Source organism: Streptomyces sp. NPDC051567 (assembly GCF_044454165.1).
Lineage (GTDB): Bacteria > Actinomycetota > Actinomycetes > Streptomycetales > Streptomycetaceae > Streptomyces.
In genome coordinates this window covers 122,177-141,122 of sequence record NZ_JBITDK010000017.1, presented here as the reverse complement: position 1 = coordinate 141,122, position 18,946 = coordinate 122,177, and the positions used below count along the sequence as shown (strand labels likewise).

The window sequence follows — 18,946 nt, the reverse complement described above, 5'->3', positions numbered from 1 at the left end:
TACTGCAGGGGGGACCCTGTGGGAGAGTAGGACGCCGCCGAACAATTATTCCGGGAAAGCCCCGCACCTTATGGTGCGGGGCTTTCCTGCGTTCACCACCTTTTCTGTTTCCCGTCCCCCGTTCCAGGTTCCGCCGACGTTCACCACCCGTTCGATCCGGTGCCGACAGCGGTGGGAGCGGGGTCGGCTCGTAGGCTGAGGGCATGGGCTATGAGCTGGTCATCTTCGACAACGACGGCGTCCTCGTGGACAGTGAGCCGATCTCCAACACCATCCTCTCCGGGTACCTGACGGAGCTGGGGCACCCGACCACGTACGAGGACTCGCTCCGGGACTACATGGGTGCCGCGGTGCACCGGGTCCACGATCTGGTGCACGAGCGGACCGGGCAGCGGCTGCCCGAGGAGTTCGACCAGGTGCTGCACGACCGGGTCTTCGCCGCCTTCGAGCGGGAGCTGCGGCCCGTGGACGGGGTCACCGAGGTGCTGGCGGAACTGTCCGCGCAGGGAATCCCGTACTGCCTCGCCTCCTCCGGAAGCCATGAGCGGATCAGGGTGGGGCACCGCAGTGCCGGGCTCGGGGAGTGGTTCGAGGAAGAGTGGATCTTCAGCTCCGAGGACGTGGGCAAGGGGAAGCCGGCTCCCGACCTGTTCCTGCACGCGGCCCGGGAGATGGGGGTCGAACCGGGCCGGTGCGTCGTCGTCGAGGACAGCCGGCTCGGCGTCCAGGCGGCCCGGGCCGCGGGGATGGACGTCCTCGGCTTCACCGCCATGACCCCGGCCGAGACCCTCGCCGGGGCCACCGCGTACTTCGGGGAGATGAAGGAGCTGCACGGGCTGCTCGGATTGGCCGGGTGACCCGCTCTGCCCATCAGTAGCCCCGGGCCTGCGCTCAGCCGCCATGACAGCAGACGCGCGGCTGCGCCGGGGCGCGGTGTCCGTGCCGGTGGCGCCGGCCCTTGTTGACACTCTTCCGCACCCGCTCGTTCGGCCCGGACGGAGCCCGATACGGTGGCGCCCATGAGCGGGCGCGGGCTGTTGATGTGGGACGAGGCGGTAACGGGGTACGACTTCGGACCGGGCCATCCGATGGACCCGGTGCGCCTGGCGCTGACGATGGGGCTGGTGCGCGCCTTCGGGCTGGACCGGGCGATGGACGTACGGTCGGCCCGCGCGGCCGGGGACTCGACGCTGCGGCTCGTCCACCGGGAGGACTACGTCGCCGCCGTGCGCGAGGTCTCCGCCGATCCCGGGGCGGCCGACGGGTCGTACGGGCTGGGCACCACCGACGATCCGGCCTTCGCCGGGATGCACGAGGTGTCCGCGCTGATCGCCGGGCAGTCCGTGGCGGGGGCGGAGGCGCTCTGGCGCGGGGAGGCCGGGCACGCCGTGAACTTCGCGGGCGGGCTGCACCACGCGATGCCGGGCGGGGCGGCCGGCTTCTGCGTGTACAACGACGCGGCCCTGGCGATCGCGCGGCTGCTGGAACTCGGGGCCGAGCGGGTCGCCTACGTGGACGTGGACGTCCACCACGGGGACGGGGTGCAGGCGGCGTTCTGGGACGATCCCCGGGTGCTGACCGTCTCCCTGCACGAGCATCCGCGGACGCTGTTCCCGCAGACCGGCTGGCCCACGGAGACGGGCGGTCCGGGGGCCGAGGGCAGCGCCGTCAACATCGCGCTGCCGGCCGGGACCGGGGACGAGGGCTGGCTGCGGGCCTTCCACGCGACCGTGCCCGAACTGCTGGCGGACTTCCGGCCGCAGGTGCTGGTGACCCAGCACGGGGCCGACACGCACGCCGAGGACCCGCTCGCGCACCTGGCCGTCTCCCTCGACGCCCAGCGGGCCGTCCAGGAGTCCTGCCACCGGCTGGCGCACACGTACGCGGACGGCCGGTGGCTGGCGCTGGGCGGGGGCGGTTACGCGGTCGTGGACGTGGTCCCGCGGTCGTGGACGCACCTGGTGGCGATCGCCGCGCACCGGCCGATCGACCCGGAGACGGTGGTCCCGGCCTCGTGGCGGGAGGGCGCGTACGCGTCGACCGGGCAGCGGACGCCGGCCCGGATGACCGACGGGCGGACGGCCGCGTGGCGGGAGTGGGAGGCGGGCTACGACCCGGCCGACCGGACGGACCAGGCCGTCCTGGCGACCCGGCGGGCGGTCTTCCCGCTGCGCGGGATGCTGACCTAGTGCGGTGACCGGCCCCGGCCCCGGCTCGGGACGGTGCCGGGGCCGGACGGGCGGGCGGGGCCTTGTTGCGCCAACGGTGTTGTGTGACAGGGGAACTGACGGTTCGTCGGCGCGGGGTGCGGCAGCATCGGAGGGTGTTGAGCACCGGCGCGCTGCGTGCGCATCTGCTGGCCGCCCGGTTGGCCGGGTCCGTGGCGACCTCCCGGGAGGCGAGTCTGCGCAGCTACCGGCTGTTCGCGGCGGGTGATCCGCGGGCGCTGCTGGGGCTGACCCCCGAGCGGGACTGGGACGAGGGTGACCTGCTGCGGCTGATGGCGCGCGCGTGCGGGGTCCGCGCCGATCCGGCGCACGTCAGCGGGGAGGACACGATCGATCCGGAGCGGACGGTGGCGGCGCTGGACGCCTTCGCGGAGCGGCTGCGCGCGGTCGCCGGGGCGCGGGCTCCCGTCCTGTTCGGAACGGGGCACCCGCACCGGCTCCTGGAGTTCTACGCCACCTTGGCCGAGGCGCTGTCGGCGGCGGGATGTGTTGTCCTCACCCCGGCGCAGGGTGCCGCTCTCGTCATGGCGACCCGGTTCGGCGTACGTACGCACCGCATCGATTACGTACGGGGGGTCGCACTGGTGCGGGAACCCGGCGTGCGGTCATCGGGTGGTGCGACCGGCGCGCACACCCATTCGCCGCTGCCGGTTCGGATCGTGCTGGGGGCGCTCGCCGAGGCCGGCGGGCCTCTGCCGGAGCTGGTGGTGGGTGACCACGGGTGGGTCTGCGGTGCAGGTCAGCTCGGTTTCGAGGCGATCGGGCCGGCTGATACGGATGATCCCGCGGTGTTCGTCGCGGAGGCCGAGGGGAAGGTCTCGGTGGCGGTTCCGCTTGATGACGGGGTCCACGCGGACGCCTACCGGCCCCTGGCGGGTTACGTGCTCGGCCGGGCGGGCCTGTCCGGCCGGAAGGAGTGGCTGTAGCTCCTCTTCCCCACTCGTATCACACGCCCCTACTCTGGGGAGTGAGCGTGCGACGACGAGGAGTAACCGGAGGGGAAGCCGGTGCCCGTCATGCGCGGAAGGTCAAGGTGTGTCATGGCTGCTGGCGAGAGGCCTCTCAGTGAGGTTCAGTTCCTGACCGTGGCGGAGGTCGCCTCGGTGATGCGAGTCTCGAAGATGACCGTGTACCGGTTGGTGCACAACGGTCATCTGCCCGCAATCCGGGTGGGCCGGTCCTTCCGGGTCCCCGAGAACGCGGTTCACGAGTACCTCCGAGAGTCCTATGTGGGGGTGGCATCGGCCTGAGACAGGGGTCGGAACCCCCTCGCGAGCCCTCGGATTACAAGCTCAGAGCCAGGACGGGTAGGCTAGGCCGACGTAGGTCGTGTGGGCCCAGACGCCCCGCACCGAGTGAAGAGAAGTGAGCGAGGGTAGTCGTGGGCTCTGTTATCAAGAAGCGGCGCAAGCGGATGGCTAAGAAGAAGCACCGCAAGCTGCTCAAGCGCACCCGCGTCCAGCGCCGTAACAAGAAGTAAACGGCAGCTGTACGTGTTCTCCGCAGCCCCTCCACCATCCTGGTGGAGGGGCTGCGGTGCAGCCGGGGGAGGGCGGTTCCGGCCGTGGCTTCGACGAGGGAGGCGCTGACTCGTGGGGAAGGTCGTGCTCGTGACCGGGGCGGCCCGGCAGCTGGGAGGCCGTTTCGTACGGCGGGTCCAGCGCGACCCGGAGGTCGAGCGGGTGATCGCGGTGGACGCGGTGACCCCGCCGCACCGGCTCGGGTCGGCAGAGTTCGTCCGCATGGACATCAGACGGTCGGCGATCGCCCGCGTGCTCGCCGAGCACGCCGTGGACACGGTCGTCCACCTCGCGGTCACCGGGGGCGGCACGGGCCCGGGCAGTACGCGCAGTGCTGTCAAGGAGACCAACGTCATCGGGACGATGCAGCTCCTCGGCGCCTGCCAGAAATCGCCCACGGTCCGCCGGATCGTGGTGAAGTCCAGTACCGGCGTGTACGGGGGCACCCCGCGCGACCCGGCCGTCTTCACCGAGACCACCGAGCCGAGGTCACTGCCGCCGGGCGGTTTCGCCAAGGACGCCGCCGAGGTCGAGGGGTACGTACGGGGCTTCGCGCGCAGGCGGCCCGATGTCGCGGTGTGCGTGCTGCGGTTCGCGAACATCCTGGGCCCGCGGGCCGACTCGGCGCTCGCGGAGTACTTCTCGATCCCGGTGCTGCCGACCGTGCTGGGCTACGACCCGCGGCTCCAGTTCGTCCACGAGGACGATGTGCTCGACGTGCTGCGGCTGGCCGCGCGGGAGCCGCGCCCGGGGACGCTGAACAGCGGGACCTTCAACATCGCGGGTGACGGCGTCCTGCTGCTGTCGCAGTGCGCGCGGCGGCTGGGGCGGCCGACGGTGCCGTTCCTGCTGCCCGCCGTGACCTGGGTGGGGTCGGCGCTGCGGGCGGTCGGGGTCACCGACTTCTCGCCGGAGCAGATCCGGCTCCTGACGCACGGGCGGGTCGTGGAGACCTCGCAGATGCGTCAGGTGCTGGGGTTCGAGCCGCGGTACACGACCGCCGGGACCTTCGCCGACTTCGCGCGGAGCCGGGGGCGCGGGCTGCTGCCGCCGGAACGGGTGGGCCGGGCCGTGGAGCGGGTGGCGGGGATGCTGGATGTCGATGTGGACGCGGCTGAGGGAGCGAAGCGCTAGTGGCGGACGCCAAGGTCATTCCGTTCGACGAGGACCGCCAGCGCCGGCGGCCCGCGGCGGGGCGGCGGGTGCGGGTGGCCCCGCCCGTGGCTCCCGCCCCGGCCGCCACAGCCGCGGAGCCCGGGGTGGCGGAGCCGGTTGCGGAGCGGGAGCCACGGGCTGCGGCGGCCGGTGACGGCTGGGACCGGCGGATCGCGAGCGGTCTGGCGTTCCTGCGGCGCCGGATCACCGGGGAGTACGAGGTCGACGAGTTCGGCTACGACAAGGAGCTGACGGACCAGGTCCTGATGTCCTTGCTGCGCCCGTTGTACGACACGTACTTCCGGGTCGAGGTCAAGGGCATCGAGAACATACCGGCGCAGGGCGGTGCGCTGATCGTGGCGAACCATTCGGGGACGCTGCCGCTCGACGGTCTGATGCTCCAGGTCGCCGTCCACGACCACCACCCGTCCCGGCGCCATCTGCGGCTGCTCGCCGCCGACCTGGTCTTCATGCTGCCGGTGGTGAACGAGCTGGCGCGCAAGGCCGGGCACACCCTGGCGTGCGCGGAGGACGCGCAGCGGCTGCTGGAGGCCGGGGAGCTGGTCGGGGTGATGCCGGAGGGTTTCAAGGGGATAGGGAAGCCGTTCGGGGAGCGGTACAAGCTCCAGCGGTTCGGGCGGGGCGGGTTCGTCTCGACGGCGCTGCGGGCGGGGACGCCGATCGTGCCGTGCTCGATCGTGGGGGCCGAGGAGATCTATCCGATGGTCGGCAACGCGAAGACGCTCGCCCGGTTGCTGGGTGTCCCGTACTTCCCGCTGACGCCGACGTTCCCCTGGCTGGGGCCGCTCGGGGCGGTGCCGCTGCCGACGAAGTGGACGATCCAGTTCGGGGAGCCGATCCCCACGGACGGGTACGCGCCGGAGGCGGCCGAGGACCCGATGCTGATGTTCAACCTTACGGACCAGGTGCGCGAGCAGATCCAGCACACCCTCTACAAGCTGCTGGTGCAGCGGCGGTCCGTGTTCTTCTGAGGTCCTTCGGAGGGCTTCAGCGTTCCTTCCGTCGCATCGCATCGCATCGCGTCACGACAGGACGCCGGCGAGGCCGGGTGGCCTCGCCGGCGTCCGGCGTGCTCGGGTCGTGCGGTCGTGCGGGAGGTGCGGTCCTACGGTTCGACATCCTCCGCGTGGAGTCCCAGGCCCGGGAGGAGGCCGGGGAGCAGGGGCGGGAGGGTGATGTCCGGTCCGGTGTGGTCCGGGGTCACCGAAGGGGTCGGGGCGGGCTGTCCCGCGGGCGGGTGGAGCAGATCGCCCGCACCGCCCAGGAGGCCCCCGGAGCCGGGGGTTCTGGTGCTGCCCGAGGGGGCCGGGGCGGGGCTCGCCGAAGGGGTGGTGCCCGCGGCCGGGGGCGACGGGTGGTGGGTGGCTGCCGGGGCCGGTTTCGTGGCCGAGCCGGTGCCGCGGGTCTGCTCGGGGGGCTTGGGGAGCAGGCCCTGGAGCGGCGCCACGTCATCGTCTATGGCCTGGAAGACCGATTCCACCTCGCCGCCCACGTCGTTGAGCTGGACCGGGAGTTTCTCCCGGAGCCGGCCCCACGCGTCGCGGTGCGAGCGGGAGAAGGACGACAGTTTCTGGATCGGGCCGAGGGAGCCGTCCCGTTGGTAGGCCGCCTGGAGGAGCCGGTGGCCCTCTTCGGCGTCGTGCTTCATTCCCGCCAGCGCGCGGCGGATCTCGCCCAGGTACTCGTGGTCCAGTACGCCCGTCCGGCCGCGCTCCATCAGCCTGCGGATCTCCGACAGCCGGTTCGACGCCTGGTCGAGATAGAGCTCGCCCCGGTCCGAATCGTCGTCGGCCATCCCGAGCTTCAGGTCCTCCATGCCCCGTTTGACGGGGTAGAGGTGGTCACCGGGCAGGGCGTCGGAACTGGCAGCGGCCACTCCGCTGAAGGCCCCGGCGGCCACACCCACGGTGAGGCCGCCCGCTGCGATGCCCTTGGACCAGCGGGAGCGGGGCCGCATCTTCCGGAGCGAGGTCGCCCGGTGGGCGCCGCGGCCGGTCCGCTGTCCGGGCATCTGAGGGTCCGGGACGGCACCGCCCCCGGCCCTTTCCTCCAGCACCATGGCCTCCATGGCTGCGACGAGCTGGGCTCGCTGCACCACTTTGACCTCGGCGTCCAATGCCGGGCGTGGCATGTCGCCGAGTGCGCTCGCCAAGGCCAGCAGCCGGTCGTGGTCGGCAGGTTCGGCAGGTGCCTCGGACTGCTCGGCCGCCGGTTCCGGTTCCGAAGGTTCGGACGGGGTCCGATCCTCCAGGGCCTGGGCGAAGGCGTTCGCCCGCCGGTGCGGAGTCACGTTCGCGATCACTGGCGGCACCTCCTCTCGTCATGACGATCGACTCCCCAAGGTGTCCGGAAGGCCGCCCGCCTCGGGCGCGCCCGCCCTTTCGGGTGGGCGGCTTCGGGACGGGCGTGTCCACAGGGAGCCTGCATTCCGCACAACGAGCGTCTCGGCACTTGGGTTACGGACGAAGGATGATCGGACCACAGCGTCATCAGGAGGTCACCGATTGTGGGTCGGGGTCAGCGGGCGTCGTCCGGGAGGAGACGGGCCAGGGTGCGGACGGCCCGGTACTGGAGTGTCTTGATGGCTCCCTCGTTCTTTCCCATCACGCGGGCCGTCTCGGCGACCGAGAGGCCCTGGAGGAAGCGCAAGGTGACGCACTCCTGCTGTTGCGGGTTGAGTTTCCGGACGGCTTCCAGCAGGGCCGCGTTGGAGAGGGACTCCAGGACGGAGTCCTCGGGGCTGCGCTCGACCTCGTTGGCGTCGAGCATCTCGCCGGTGGTGACCTCCAGCCGGAAGCGGCTGGACTTGAAGTGGTCCGCCACCAGGTTGCGGGCGATCGTCACGAGCCAGGCGCCGAAGTCGCGGCCCTGCCAGGTGAAGGTGGAGATGCGGCGCAGCGCGCGCAGGAAGGTCTCGCTGGTGAGATCCTCCGCGGTCGCCTTGGAGCCGACGCGGTAGTAGATGTAGCGGTAGACCGTGTCGCTGTACTGGTCGTAGAGCCGGCCGAAGGCTTCGGCCTCGCCGGCCTGGGCGCGTTCGACCAGGTCCATCATGCGGGCCTGGTCGCTGTCCGCGGTGGGGCGGCGGGCGGTCTGCGTGCCCGTACCGGCGGCGGTCGGGCTCGCGGACGGACGGCCGCGTCTGCCCACCGTCGCTCCACCGTCGGTCAGGGCATAGCAGGGACCGGCCGGGCCGAGGCCGGAAGGGGCCGCGGCGGCGAAGGCGGGGACGGTGTACGCGGTGGGGACGAAGCCGCGCAGGTGGTCGAGGACCGTCGCGCGCAGCGTAGCCAGGCCCGAGGCGTCAACCCCGACAGGTGGGTACACGGGACTCCCAGAGGCAGAGCTTTCATCACGTGCAGTGCGGGACCGTTCACCCGTCGTGGCGACAGATGGGCGGTGGCATGCGTCTGAGGAGAATAACGCTTCGTACAGGCGGCGCTACACCCAGTTGCTCAAATCACCGGTTACGACGCTTCTGTTGCGTGGTGAAGTCATATTCAGTCGTAGTTGGTGATCGATTCCTGATCACTTGGATACACGGAATGGAAGCTTCCGCGATGGCCCGCGACCGGGCCGGGGCAGGACGGAGCGCCCCGCCGCGGCGGCGGGCGGGGGTGGCTGGACGTGCGGGGAGCGGGCGGCGGGGCGGCCCGGGGCGGGGTGGGCGCCGGGCGGGAACGGGGGGTCCCGCCCGCGGAGGGCTACTTCCGGCGGCGGTGCAGGGCGATGGCGGCGGCCGTGCCGCCCGCGATCGCGCCGACCCCGGCGGCGGCCGGGACGCCGACCTTCACGGCCTTGCGGCCGGTCCGGTAGTCGCGCAGCCGCCAGTCGTGGGCGTGGGCGTGCTTGCGCAGTTTCGTATCGGGATTGATCGCATACGGATGCCCGACGAGCGACAGCATCGGGATGTCGTTGTGCGAGTCGCTGTACGCGGCGCAGCGCGCGAGGTCCAGGCCCTCGGCGGCGGCCAGGGCGCGCACCGCCTCCGCCTTGGCGGGGCCGTGCAGCGGTTCGCCGACCAGCCGGCCGGTGTACACCCCGTCCACGGACTCGGCGACGGTGCCGAGCGCGCCGGTCAGGCCGAGCCGCCGGGCGATGATCGTGGCCGTCTCCACGGGCGCGGCGGTGACCAGCCAGACCTTCTGGCCCGCGTCGAGGTGGGCCTGGGCCAGGGCGCGGGTGCCCGGCCAGATCCGCTCGGCCATGTACTCGTCGTAGATCTCCTCGCCGATGGCCATCAGCTCGTGGACCCGGTGGCCCTTGACGATGGACAGGGCGCTGTCGCGGGCGTCCTGCATGTGGTCGGGGTCCTCGACCCCGGCCAGCCGGAACCATGCCTGCTGCCAGGCGAAGCGGGCGAGCTCGCGGCGGCGGAAGAACGCGCGCTTGTAGAGGCCGCGGCCGAAGTGGAAGATCGCGGCGCCCTGCATGACGGTGTTGTCCAGGTCGAAGAAGGCGGCGGCGAGGTCGTCGCCCGCGACCGGGAACTTCGGCGCGGCCGGCCCGCCGGTGGTGTCCGTCCCGGGGACGTCCGTCCCGCTCTCCCGGGCCCCGGGCTCCCCGGTCGGCGCGGCCGGGGCCGTCGTGTCCGGTGGGGTGCCGGTGCGGGCCGTCTTGCGGGCGGCCTCGGCCGAGGCTTCGCCCGCCAGTACGCTCCGCGCGGTGGCGGGGCGCCTGCGGGGAGCGAGCCATCCCCATCGGGTGCGTGTCCCGAAGGGGCTCCTACCGGTCTGGGGGTCGGGCGACGGGCGGGGCATGACGCGAGCATAGCCATGGTGTTCGGGAGATCCCGAACCGGACGGGACGCGGGGACGTGAACACCGTGCGGCGCCGCGGTGACGCGCGGGCGGGGCGGCCGGGCGCCGTGCGGGCGCCGTGCGGGCGCGGTGCGGGCGGGCCCGGGGCCGCCCGCCGGGGTACCCGGGCCGGGCGCGGGCCCGGGGAGAATGGGGGCATGAGCCCTTTGTTGCGCCGTAAGGAAAAGAAGAGTCCGGGCGAGCGGACGGTGACGCTCGTCGGGAAGCCGGGGTGCCATCTGTGCGACGACGCCGAGGCGGTGGTGGCGAAGGTCTGCGCGGAGACGGGAGCGCGCTGGGAGAAGAAGGACATCTCGCGGGACGAGGAGCTCCACCGGCGCCACTGGGAGCAGATTCCGGTGGTGCTGATCGACGGCGAGCAGCACACCTTCTGGCGCGTGGACCCCGACCGGTTGCGGCGGGCATTGGGGGGCTGACCCGCATCCCGGTTACCATCATGGGCGATTTGCGGGGTATCGGGGGCGTATCTGTGAGGAGTGTGTACAGTTTTGCCCCCTTCGGGATTTGAACGGGTTCGGTGTGTCGCCGGTTCCACCTTTGTCCGCCGAAGTGGCGTGACCCCGGTCACTTTGCTCGGACAAAGCGGACACAATCTTTGTGCACGCGTTCACAAAGGCATAGCCTGCTGTCGACGGGGCGGTCCTGGGACAAGTGGCCGCCTGCAGCCCCGCTCATCCCGCAGGAGCATCGTGGCAACTGGCCGAACTCACCGACCGGCGACCCGCAGCCGAGGTATTCCCGAGGCCACTGTCGCCCGGCTTCCGCTGTACTTGCGCGCCCTGACCGCGCTCTCCGAGCGATCGGTCCCCACGGTCTCCTCCGAGGAACTCGCCGCCGCCGCCGGGGTCAACTCCGCGAAGCTGCGCAAGGACTTCTCGTACCTGGGCTCCTACGGCACCCGCGGCGTCGGGTACGACGTGGAGTACCTCGTCTACCAGATCTCCCGCGAGCTCGGCCTGACCCAGGACTGGCCGGTCGTCATCGTCGGCATCGGCAACCTCGGCGCCGCCCTGGCCAACTACGGCGGCTTCGCCTCGCGCGGGTTCCGGGTGGCCGCGCTCATCGACGCCGACCCGGCGATGGCCGGCAAGCCGGTGGCCGGCATCCCCGTGCAGCACACCGATGACCTGGAGCGGATCATCGACGAGAACGGGGTCTCGATCGGGGTCATCGCGACGCCCGCGGGCGCCGCGCAGCAGGTCAGCGAGCGGCTGATCGCGGCCGGTGTCACCTCCATCCTGAACTTCGCGCCGACCGTGCTGTCCGTGCCCGAGGGCGTGGACGTGCGGAAGGTCGACCTCTCCATCGAGCTCCAGATCCTCGCCTTCCACGAGCAGCGCAAGGCGGGCGAGGGGGCGGCCGCCGCCGCTGCCGCCGGGTCCGCCGCCGTGATCACCCCGCCCTTGCGCGCCGCCACGGCGCGCAAGGGCGGCCCCGAGGGCGACGTACCGGCGGTGATGCCGGCATGAGTCTGCTCGTCGTGGGGCTGAGCCACCGCAGCGCGCCCGTGAGCGTGCTGGAACGTGCCTCGCTGTCCGCCGATGCCAAGGTGAAGCTGGTGCACGACACCCTCGCCGCCGAGCCCGCGGCGGAGGCGGCGGTGCTCGCCACCTGCAACCGGATCGAGCTGTACGCGGACGTGGACAAGTTCCACGCCGGTGTCGCCGAGCTCTCCACCCTGCTCGCGCAGCACAGCGGCGTCGCGCTGGAGGAACTCACCCCCCACCTGTACGTGCACTACGAGGACCGCGCCGTGCACCACCTGTTCTCGGTGGCGTGCGGGCTGGACTCGATGGTCGTCGGCGAGGGGCAGATCCTCGGGCAGATCAAGGACGCGCTGGCGCTGGGGCAGGAGCTCCACACCGCCGGGCGGCTGGTCAACGACCTGTTCCAGCAGGCGCTGCGGGTCGGCAAGCGGGCGCACTCGGAGACCGGGATCGACCGGGCGGGCCAGTCGCTGGTCACGTTCGGGCTGGAGCAGCTCGCCGCCGGGGCCGAGGTCCCGCGGTGGGCCGCCGGCAAGCGGGCCCTCGTCATCGGCGCCGGGTCCATGTCCTCGCTCGCGGCGGCGACGCTGGCGCGGGTCGGCGTCGCCGAGATCGCGGTCGCCAACCGGACCGCCGAGCGGGCGGAGCGGCTGGCCGAGATCCTGGCCGCCTCGGGCACGGGCGTGCGCGCGTGGGCCGTGCCCATGGCCGCTGTCGCCGACCAGCTGACACGAGTCGACCTGGTGGTGTCCTGTACCGGGGCCACCGGGCTGGTGCTGACCGGGGACGACGTGGCACGGGCGGTGGAGGGCGGCCCCGTCTGCCTCCTTCCCCACCCCACCCCGGCCCCCGCGGCGGACTCCGCCGCCCCCGGGGCGCGGGACACCGCCGGGGTCGTCGCCCGCCTCGCCCTCGCCGCGCGGACGCACGGGCGGCTCGCCGACGCGGGCGCCGCGCGGACCCTGACGGCCCCTCCCGAGCGCGACGGCTGCCCCCTGGACCCGCAGGCCCTCGCCGCGGACCCGGCGCCGGCCGCCGAGGGGCGCTCCGCCCTGACCGGCGTCGACGCCTCCTCGCTCGAACTGCACGGCACCTGGGCCGACCAGGGGGAGGCCACCGCGCAGCGGCAGCCCCGCCGCTCCGCCCGTACCCGTACCGACGGCTCCGCCGTCCGCCTGGCCCTGCTGGACCTGGCGATGCCCCGGGACATCGACGCCGCCGCGCACCACGTCCCGGGCGTGCGGCTGGTGGACATCGAGTCGCTCGCGGAGGTCTCCGCCGACGCGCCGATGGCCGCCGACGTCGACGCCGTCCGCGCGATCGTCGCCGCGGAGGTCGCCGCCTTCGGGGCCGCGCAGCGGGCCGCGCACATCACGCCCACCGTGGTCGCCCTGCGGGCGATGGCGGCCGAGGTCGTGGCCATGGAGGTGGCACGGCTCGACGGGCGCCTCCCCGACCTCGACGAACGGCAGCGCGCCGAGGTCACCCAGACCGTGCGCCGCGTCGTCGACAAGCTCCTCCACGCGCCGACCGTGCGCGTCAAGCAGCTCGCGAGCGAGCCCGGCGGCGCCGGGTACGCGGAGGCGCTGCGCGAACTCTTCGATCTCGACCCGCAGACGGTGGCCTCCGTCAGCCGGGCGGACGCGGCAGACAAGAACGACGACTCAGGACGGGCATCATGAATCCACGTCTCGACCAGCCGCTCCGGCTCGGCACGCGGCGCAGCAAGCTGGCCATGTCCCAGTCAGGCCAGGTCGCCGACGCCGTACGGGCGCTCACCGGCCGGCCCGTCGAGCTCGTGGAGATCACGACCTACGGTGACGTGTCGCGCGAGCACCTGGCACAGATCGGCGGCACCGGTGTGTTCGTCGCCGCGCTGCGCGAGGCGCTGCTGCGGGGCGAGGTCGACTTCGCCGTGCACTCGCTGAAGGACCTGCCGACCACCCCGGCCGAGGGCCTGGTGATCGCCGCCGTGCCGCGCCGCGAGGACGCGCGGGACGCGCTCGTCGCGCGCGACGGCCTGACCTTCGCGCGGCTTCCCGACGGGGCCCGCATCGGCACCGGTTCGCCCCGGCGCCAGGCCCAGCTCCACCACCTGGCCCTGGCCCTGGGCAAGCGGATCGAGACCGTGCCGATCCGCGGGAACGTCGACACCCGGATCGGGTTCGTGCGCGACGGCGCGCTCGACGCCGTCGTGCTGGCCGCCGCCGGGCTGAACCGGATCGGGCGCGGGGACGAGGCGACCGAGCTGCTGGCGGTCGACAGTGTCCTGCCCGCCCCCGGCCAGGGTGCCCTGGCCGTCGAATGTCTCGCGTCCGACGCGGACCTCGTCGCCGCGCTCGGTGAACTCGACGACCCGCGCACGCGGGTCGCCGTGACCGCGGAGCGTTCCCTGCTCGCCGCCCTGGAGGCCGGATGCAGTGCCCCTGTGGGCGCCTACGCCGACCTGTCGGGTGACGGGCCGGATGTCCATGAAATGCGCCTGCGCGGCGTCGTCGGCACGCTCGACGGCTCGACGCTGGTGCAGCTGTCCACCACCGGTTCCGTGCCCCAGTCGTACGACGAGGCCATGGCACTCGGCCGCGAACTCGCGGACGAGATGCTGGCCAAGGGCGCGGCCGGTCTGATGGGGGAGCGAGCGCTTTGAGCCCCACACGTCCGACCACCTCCGTCCTCCCGGCATCCCCCGGAGCCTCCGGCCCGGGAGGTGCCCCCCTCGCGCACGGGCACGTCACCTTCCTCGGTGCCGGCCCCGGCGACCCGGGTCTGCTGACCCTGCGCGCCGTCGAGGCGCTCGCCGCCGCGGAGGTGCTGATCGCGGAGCCCGAGGTGCTCGAAGTCGTCCGTGCCCACGCGCGCGCGGGCGTCGACACGCCGCAGCTGACCGTCGCTGACGAGGCGTCAACGGCCGCCGGAGTCCCGGTGATCCGAGATGCGGCCAATCTTGTCATGGAGGCCGCGCGCTCCGGCAGGCGGGTCGTGCGGGCCGTCACCGGCGACCCCGGGCTCGACGGGAACGCGGCCGAGGAGATGCTCGTCTGCGCCACCGAGGGCATTCCGTTCGAGGTGGTGCCGGGGGTCGCGACCGCCGTCGGCGTCCCCGCCTACGCGGGGGTGCCGCTGCGCGACAAGCGGGGCGCCGACGTCCGGTTCGTGGACGCCCGCACCGCCTCGGCGCGGTGCTGGGGCGAGGCGGGCGCCAGCGACGGGATACTCGTGGTCTCCGCGACGCTGGAGACCGTGGCCGGAGCCGCCGCCGAGCTGGTGGGCGGCGGGCGGGCGGCCGACACCCCGCTGACGGTGACCGTGGCGGGGACGACGACCCGCCAGCGGACCTGGTCCGCGACGCTCGGCACCATCGCGCAGGTCTTCAAGCAGGGCAAGGTGCTGCCCTCGCCCGAGGGCGCCCGGCCGGTCATAGCCGTGGTCGGGGAGCACAGCGGCGCCGCGCGCCGCGAGGAGCTGGCCTGGTTCGAGTCGAAGCCGCTGTTCGGCTGGCGGGTGCTCGTACCGCGGACCAAGGAACAGGCCGCCTCGCTCTCCGACCAGTTGCGCTCCTACGGGGCGGTGCCGCACGAGGTGCCGACCATCGCCGTGGAGCCGCCGCGCACCCCGCAGCAGATGGAGCGCGCGGTGAAGGGCCTGGTCACGGGCCGGTACGAGTGGATCGCCTTCACCTCGGTCAACGCGGTGAAGGCCGTGCGCGAGAAGTTCGAGGAGTACGGGCTCGACGCGCGGGCCTTCGCGGGGATCAAGGTCGCCGCCGTGGGCGAGCAGACCGCCGCCGCGCTGGTGGAGTTCGGGGTCAAGCCCGACCTGGTGCCGAGCGGGGAGCAGTCCGCGGCCGGGCTGCTGGAGGACTGGCCGCCGTACGACCCGGTCTTCGACCCGATCGACCGCGTCTTCCTGCCGCGGGCCGACATCGCGACGGAGACGCTGGTGGCCGGGCTGATCGAGCTGGGCTGGGAGGTCGACGACGTCACCGCCTACCGGACGGTGCGCGCCTCGCCGCCGCCGGCGGACACCCGGGAGGCGATCAAGGGCGGCGGGTTCGACGCGGTGCTCTTCACCTCGTCGAGCACGGTGCGCAACCTGGTCGGCATCGCGGGCAAGCCGCACAACGTGACGGTCATCGCGTGCATCGGGCCCGCGACGGCCAAGACCGCCGAGGAGCACGGGCTGCGCGTGGACGTGCTGTCGCCGGAGCCGTCGGTGTCGAAGCTGGCGGAGGCGCTGGCCGAGTACGGCGCCGCGCGCCGCGAGGCCGCGAAGGAGGCCGGGGAGAGCGTCTTCCGGCCGAGCGAACGCCGCCCGGGCGCGCGCAGGCGCCGCACGACCTGAGGCGCGGACGAGGCCGCGGACGCGGACAAGGAGCGGACGCGGACAAGGAGCGGGGCCCGGGTGCTGAGCACCCGGGCCCCGTCGGCGTCGGGGGGGCGGACCAGGTCCTGTCCGGGCGCTCTTCGAGGATCAGCCCGCGGCGTCAGATGCGGTTCATGGCGCGGCGGAGGATCGCCCTCGTACTGGACGTACTCGGGCGACTCCGACAACAAAGCCAGGGACCGTAGCTGTCGTCGCGGGCCCGACAAGATCGCCCGGACAGGACCTAGGGTGGGTGGGGACTGTTTTCGATGTGCGAAGAGGCGACGAGAAGATGAGCGCGTACGGATCTTTTCCCGGCTCGCGGCCCCGGCGGCTGCGGACCACACCGGCGATGCGGCGGATGGTCGCGGAGAACCGGCTGCACCCCTCGGACCTGGTGCTTCCGGCGTTCGTCCGGGAGGGGATCAGTGAGCCGCTCGCCATCTCGGCCATGCCCGGTGTGGTCCAGCACACCCGGGACACGCTGCGCCGCGCCGCGGTGGAGGCGGTCGGGGCGGGGGTCTCGGGGATCATGCTCTTCGGGGTCCCGGCCGACGAGAACAAGGACGCGCGGGGGACGGCCGGTACCGAGCCGGACGGGATTCTCCAGCTCGCGATCCGTGACGTGCGGGCGGAGGTCGGTGACGACCTCGTCATCATGTCCGACCTGTGCCTGGACGAGTACACCGATCACGGGCACTGCGGGGTCCTGGACGCGCACGGGCGCGTCGACAACGACGCGACGCTGGAGCGGTACGCCGAGATGGCGCAGGTCCAGGCCGACGCCGGGGTCCACGTGGTGGGGCCCAGCGGGATGATGGACGGGCAGGTCGGGGTCGTGCGGGACGCGCTGGACGGGGCCGGGTACGAGGACGTCGCGGTCCTCGCCTACACCGCGAAGTACTCCTCCGCCTTCTACGGTCCCTTCCGTGAGGCCGTCGCCTCCTCCCTCAAGGGGGACCGCAAGACGTACCAGCAGGACCCGGCGAACGCCCGGGAGTCGCTGCGGGAGCTGGCCCTCGACCTGGAGGAGGGGGCCGACATGGTGATGGTCAAGCCGGCGGGCCCCTACCTCGACATCCTCCACCAGGTCGCCCGGGCCGTGGACGTCCCGGTGGCCGCGTACCAGATCAGCGGCGAGTTCGCGATGGTCGAGGCGGCGGCCGAGAAGGGGTGGATCGAGCGGGACCGGGCGATCCTGGAGACCCTGCTGGGCATCAGGCGGGCCGGCGCGGACATGATCCTCACCTACTGGGCGACCGAGGCGGCGGGCTGGCTGCGCGCGCTCCGCTGACCGGGGCGCCGACGCGTGCGCCGGCCCGGCCGCCGTCGTCCGACGGCCGTTTCAGCGGCGGCGGTTGACCGCCGAGAGCAGGGCCTGGGCGGAGGCCAGGCCGGCCGGGTCCCGCTCGGTCGCCGCCAGGCTGTGGGTGATCTCGGCGAGCAGTACGGAGAGCCGGCCGTCGTTGACGCGGGTCAGCGGCTCGGAACCCTCCCAGAGGGCCTCGCGCACGGCGTGTTCGGTGATGCTGCCGACCGGGGTGGCGGCGGTCAGCAGCCGTTCGGCGATGCTGCGTTCGAGGTCGGTGGGTATCCAGGCCCCGGTGTCGAGGTCCTTGGCGAGGTCGAGGGTGCGCTCACGCAGGGCGGTCGGTGTCATGAGGTGCTCCTTGAGTGGTGGACCAGGGACCGGATCGGGGAGACGCGGGCCGTGCGGCCGGGGGCGGGGAGGTCGCGCAGGACGAGGGAGTGGGCCCGGATGCGGTTGCCGTTGCCGATGGTCACCGGGCCCAGGACGCAGGCGCCGACGCCGATGAGGACGTCGTCGCCGATGACGGGATGGCGGCGGGCGTCGGGGGCGCCGGTGTGGGACCAGCCCCGGGAGCCGAGGGTGACGCCGTGGTAGAGCGTGACGTCGTCGCCGACGCGGGCGGTCTCGCCGATGACGACGCCGAAGCCGTGGTCGATGAAGGCCCGGCGGCCGATGCGGGCGGCGGGGTGGATCTCCATGCCGGACAGGAGCCGGCCCGCCAGGGTGAGCAGTCCGGCGGAGAACCGGTGGCCGGCGCGGTGCAGGCGGTGGGCGAGGCGGTGCAGGACCAGGCCGTGCCAGGGCGAGTGGAGCAGGGCCTCGCGGCGGCGCGGACGGGAGGGGTCGCGGGCGACGACGGTGTCCAGGTCCTCGCGGATCTGGCGCAGGAGCGAGAGCGGCTTGGCCGGGGCCGGGGCGGGTGCGGGTGCGTGGGCCGGGGTCACCGCCTTGACGGGGCCCCCGCGCGGGGTCCGGCCCGCGCCCGCGCCCTTGCCCCGGTTCCTGCCGCCGCCCGTGGCCGTGCCCGTGCCGGTCGTCCTGCGGGCGGTGGTGTCGGGGCCGGTGGCGGTCATGAGCGGGCCGCCGCGCTCTGCTGGGAGTCGAGCCGGTTGATCCGGTACATCGTGCGCTGGAAGAGGTCCTGCGCGGTCAGCGCCGGGTAGGGCTCGGGGGCGGCCGGGTCGTCGCCGGTGCCCCGGAGCGCGGTGAGCACCGTCCACGGGGTGGGGTGGCAGAACTGGACCAGGGAGAGCCGGCCGCCGCGCTGTCCCGGCGCGGCGGTGACGCGGTGGACGGCGGCGCGGGCCAGGCCGCCGGTGAGGCGCTCCAGGACCATGCCGACGTTCAGGACGGCGTACCCCTCGGGGACCTCGACGGAGGTCCACTCGCCGTCGATGAGGACTTCGAGACCGGCGGCGGTGGCCCGGGGCAGTGCGGTGATCAGGTCGAAGTCCTGGTGTTCCACCATCCAGACGTGGTCGGCGGAGGGCGCGTGCTCCATCGGCGGGTACCAGGTGGCGCGGTTGACGACGGGCCCGTCCTCCAGCATCTCCTCGAAGTAGCCGGGGGTCGCGCCGAGCGCCCCGGCGAGGTGGCGCACGACGTCGAGCTGGAAGCGGGCCATCTCGGTGTGGAGCCGGCCGAGGGTGGCGCCGATCCCGGGGACCAGGTGGTCGGGGAAGGAGGGCCGCGGGTAGCGGGCGGGGTAGCGCTCGCGCAGCGGGTGGGCGGCGGGGAGGGCGGCGCCCCAGTGGAAGAGTTCCTTCCAGTCCGGGGCGCGGCCCTTCTCGCCCTGTTCGACCAGGGGCGGCAGGTAGCCGCACTGGCCGTCGGCGCCGGTGACCCGGCAGGCCGCCTTGACCTCGGCGGGCAGTTCGAAGAACGCGCCGAGCTGTGCGTACGCCTCGTCCAGCAGCCGGTCCGGCACGGCGCAGCGGACCAGGAAGAATCCGTCGCGCAGGGCGGAGCGGACGTGCTTGTCGTTGCCCCGTGCGCCGAGTGCGATCTCCTTGAGCATCGCCGGGTCTCCTCTCTCCTGACC

Annotated in this window: 19 protein-coding genes; 13 read left to right on the top strand and 6 right to left on the bottom strand. The window is 73.2% G+C overall.

Annotation, left to right across the window (positions count from 1 at the left end; translation table 11 throughout):
• Positions 1 to 203: 203 nt before the first annotated feature.
• From ACIA5F_RS20030 to ACIA5F_RS20000, 7 genes are all read left to right on the top strand, one after another.
• On the top strand, positions 204 to 857 hold the full coding sequence (locus ACIA5F_RS20030) for an HAD family hydrolase (RefSeq protein ID WP_399354741.1): 654 nt from the start codon (positions 204 to 206) through the stop codon (positions 855 to 857).
• A gap of 162 nt (positions 858 to 1,019) precedes the next feature.
• A complete protein-coding gene (locus tag ACIA5F_RS20025; protein ID WP_399354740.1) occupies positions 1,020 to 2,189 on the top strand; it encodes an acetoin utilization protein AcuC in 1,170 nt (389 codons plus the stop codon).
• A gap of 134 nt (positions 2,190 to 2,323) precedes the next feature.
• The gene (locus ACIA5F_RS20020; protein ID WP_399354738.1) at positions 2,324 to 3,154 is read left to right on the top strand and encodes a phosphatase; all 831 of its coding nucleotides are present in this window, start codon (positions 2,324 to 2,326) and stop codon (positions 3,152 to 3,154) included.
• A gap of 114 nt (positions 3,155 to 3,268) precedes the next feature.
• A complete protein-coding gene (locus tag ACIA5F_RS20015) occupies positions 3,269 to 3,478 on the top strand; it encodes a helix-turn-helix domain-containing protein (RefSeq protein WP_399354736.1) in 210 nt (69 codons plus the stop codon).
• Positions 3,479 to 3,609: 131 nt separating this feature from the next.
• Complete coding sequence (locus ACIA5F_RS20010) at positions 3,610 to 3,708, top strand: 30S ribosomal protein bS22 (protein ID WP_003948845.1); 99 nt, start codon at positions 3,610 to 3,612, stop codon at positions 3,706 to 3,708.
• 112 nt (positions 3,709 to 3,820) lie between these two features.
• The gene (locus ACIA5F_RS20005; protein ID WP_399354735.1) at positions 3,821 to 4,882 is read left to right on the top strand and encodes an NAD-dependent epimerase/dehydratase family protein; all 1,062 of its coding nucleotides are present in this window, start codon (positions 3,821 to 3,823) and stop codon (positions 4,880 to 4,882) included.
• Positions 4,882 to 5,895, top strand: a complete 1,014-nt coding sequence (locus ACIA5F_RS20000; protein ID WP_399354733.1) for a lysophospholipid acyltransferase family protein — start codon at positions 4,882 to 4,884, stop codon at positions 5,893 to 5,895. Before ACIA5F_RS20005 ends, ACIA5F_RS20000 begins: the two co-directional genes overlap by 1 nt.
• 134 nt (positions 5,896 to 6,029) lie before the next feature.
• On the opposite strand, the gene ACIA5F_RS19995 is transcribed toward ACIA5F_RS20000, so the two are convergent.
• From ACIA5F_RS19995 to ACIA5F_RS19985, 3 genes are all read right to left on the bottom strand, one after another.
• Positions 6,030 to 7,226 carry a DUF5667 domain-containing protein gene (locus tag ACIA5F_RS19995; RefSeq protein ID WP_399354731.1) on the bottom strand — a complete coding sequence of 399 codons (1,197 nt, stop codon included), beginning with the start codon at positions 7,224 to 7,226 and terminating at the stop codon, positions 6,030 to 6,032.
• A gap of 215 nt (positions 7,227 to 7,441) precedes the next feature.
• Positions 7,442 to 8,251, bottom strand: a complete 810-nt coding sequence (locus ACIA5F_RS19990; protein WP_399354729.1) for an ECF subfamily RNA polymerase sigma factor, BldN family — start codon at positions 8,249 to 8,251, stop codon at positions 7,442 to 7,444.
• Positions 8,252 to 8,628: 377 nt separating this feature from the next.
• Positions 8,629 to 9,684, bottom strand: coding sequence for an HAD family hydrolase (locus ACIA5F_RS19985; RefSeq protein WP_399354727.1), 1,056 nt, complete (start codon positions 9,682 to 9,684; stop codon positions 8,629 to 8,631).
• 197 nt (positions 9,685 to 9,881) lie between these two features.
• Between ACIA5F_RS19985 and ACIA5F_RS19980 the strand changes: the two genes are divergently transcribed.
• The 6 genes from ACIA5F_RS19980 to hemB all read left to right on the top strand — a co-directional run bounded on the left by ACIA5F_RS19980 (position 9,882) and on the right by hemB (position 16,887).
• A complete protein-coding gene (locus ACIA5F_RS19980) occupies positions 9,882 to 10,160 on the top strand; it encodes a glutaredoxin family protein (RefSeq protein WP_399354725.1) in 279 nt (92 codons plus the stop codon).
• A gap of 273 nt (positions 10,161 to 10,433) precedes the next feature.
• Entirely contained in the window at positions 10,434 to 11,213 is a 780-nt protein-coding gene (locus ACIA5F_RS19975; RefSeq protein ID WP_399354723.1) for a redox-sensing transcriptional repressor Rex, read from the top strand.
• Positions 11,210 to 12,913, top strand: a complete 1,704-nt coding sequence (locus ACIA5F_RS19970; RefSeq protein ID WP_399354721.1) for a glutamyl-tRNA reductase — start codon at positions 11,210 to 11,212, stop codon at positions 12,911 to 12,913. The genes ACIA5F_RS19975 and ACIA5F_RS19970 overlap by 4 nt, the downstream gene beginning before the upstream one ends.
• Positions 12,910 to 13,878 (top strand): hydroxymethylbilane synthase, encoded by a 969-nt coding sequence (hemC, locus tag ACIA5F_RS19965; protein WP_399354719.1) that lies wholly within the window; start codon positions 12,910 to 12,912, stop codon positions 13,876 to 13,878. The genes ACIA5F_RS19970 and hemC overlap by 4 nt, the downstream gene beginning before the upstream one ends.
• Positions 13,875 to 15,572, top strand: coding sequence for a uroporphyrinogen-III synthase (locus ACIA5F_RS19960; protein ID WP_399354717.1), 1,698 nt, complete (start codon positions 13,875 to 13,877; stop codon positions 15,570 to 15,572). Before hemC ends, ACIA5F_RS19960 begins: the two co-directional genes overlap by 4 nt.
• A gap of 313 nt (positions 15,573 to 15,885) precedes the next feature.
• Positions 15,886 to 16,887, top strand: a complete 1,002-nt coding sequence (gene hemB / locus ACIA5F_RS19955; protein ID WP_399354749.1) for a porphobilinogen synthase — start codon at positions 15,886 to 15,888, stop codon at positions 16,885 to 16,887.
• A gap of 51 nt (positions 16,888 to 16,938) precedes the next feature.
• Here the strand turns inward: hemB and ACIA5F_RS19950 are convergent, their stop codons facing one another.
• Genes ACIA5F_RS19950 through ACIA5F_RS19940 form a run of 3 tightly spaced genes read right to left on the bottom strand, consistent with a single transcriptional unit; the run spans position 16,939 to position 18,922 of the window.
• On the bottom strand, positions 16,939 to 17,253 hold the full coding sequence (locus ACIA5F_RS19950) for a hypothetical protein (protein ID WP_399354716.1): 315 nt from the start codon (positions 17,251 to 17,253) through the stop codon (positions 16,939 to 16,941).
• Complete coding sequence (epsC, locus tag ACIA5F_RS19945; protein ID WP_399354714.1) at positions 17,250 to 17,978, bottom strand: serine O-acetyltransferase EpsC; 729 nt, start codon at positions 17,976 to 17,978, stop codon at positions 17,250 to 17,252. Before epsC ends, ACIA5F_RS19950 begins: the two co-directional genes overlap by 4 nt.
• Positions 17,975 to 18,922, bottom strand: coding sequence for a 2-oxoglutarate and iron-dependent oxygenase domain-containing protein (locus ACIA5F_RS19940; RefSeq protein ID WP_399354712.1), 948 nt, complete (start codon positions 18,920 to 18,922; stop codon positions 17,975 to 17,977). Before ACIA5F_RS19940 ends, epsC begins: the two co-directional genes overlap by 4 nt.
• Between the last annotated feature and the right edge of the window lie 24 nt (positions 18,923 to 18,946).